The sequence below is a fragment of the Cupriavidus sp. SK-3 genome (genome assembly GCF_000611145.1).
Taxonomy (GTDB): domain Bacteria; phylum Pseudomonadota; class Gammaproteobacteria; order Burkholderiales; family Burkholderiaceae; genus Cupriavidus.
In genome coordinates, this window is sequence record NZ_JFJV02000016.1 from 1 (window position 1) to 881 (window position 881).

Sequence of the window (881 nt, forward strand, 5' to 3'; positions counted from 1 at the left end):
CACTCGCTCTCTCCACGCTGTGTCGCAGTAGGGCATTGGAGACGCCGAATTCATATAAGTTCCATCAAGAACAGAACGCTACACTAGCATCGTGGCCGCCGTTGCGCGCAGCAAGCTGGCGAAATGCCCCGCCAGGGGCGCGATCAGCAGCACGCGCGGTTGTCCGGGCGCAATGTCCCTCCTAAAATATAGAAGGGAGCAGAACGGCGTGGCGAGCACCACCTCTTCGCTCACCATGATGGTGCCACCGCTGGCACCGTTAACCCGGACCGCGTGGATGGCAAAGGGCGGGCGCTCGTGGCGCAGGCGCACGAGTGCGCTCCATTCGAAGAGCGCGCACCACTCCCGCGCGATTTGAGGCCCGGACGCAAGCCTTGGCGACGCAGTGCAGTCCGCGGCTGCGGAGTCGGTCGCCGCCTGCAGTGGGGCCAGCAGGTCGGCCCAAAGCTGGTACGCCGGGTAAATCATGGGGTGACTCATAGAACGCACATCGGCAGCCACGCAGCGATACGCATGACGTTGCGTCGATATCACTCAGTCACTCCTTTATCTCTTAGAGTTCACCATGTCAAGGACAACCCTGACCATCAACAGCAGGAACTATGGCGCGTGGTCGCTGCGCGGCTGGCTGCTCGCAAAATTCAGCGGGCTGGAATTCGAGGAGATCCTGGTGCCGATGACGGACGCGGCCAGCCGCGCAGAACTCTTACTGCTGTCGCCCTCGACCCTAGTACCGAGCCTAGTACAACATCCCGTAAATAGATTGAATAATTAATCGCCTCCGATATCATGGCGGGATGAGTCGAGGCCGCCATGCAACGCCAGTGAAGCTGGCGAAGAAAGAACAACTGGAACTGCTATCGCTGATCGAGCGGAAGACG

General features: G+C 60.2%; 1 protein-coding gene and 1 pseudogene. One reads left to right on the forward strand and one right to left on the reverse strand.

Features of this window, described 5'->3' with window-relative positions; all coding sequences use genetic code 11:
* Positions 1 to 78: 78 nt before the first annotated feature.
* Positions 79 to 468, reverse strand: a complete 390-nt coding sequence (locus CF70_RS01170) for a hypothetical protein (RefSeq protein WP_035859349.1) — start codon at positions 466 to 468, stop codon at positions 79 to 81.
* 97 nt (positions 469 to 565) lie between these two features.
* Between CF70_RS01170 and CF70_RS34375 the strand changes: the two are divergent.
* Positions 566 to 745 (forward strand): annotated as a pseudogene (locus CF70_RS34375) (glutathione S-transferase); the annotation flags it as partial.
* Positions 746 to 881 lie beyond the last annotated feature (136 nt).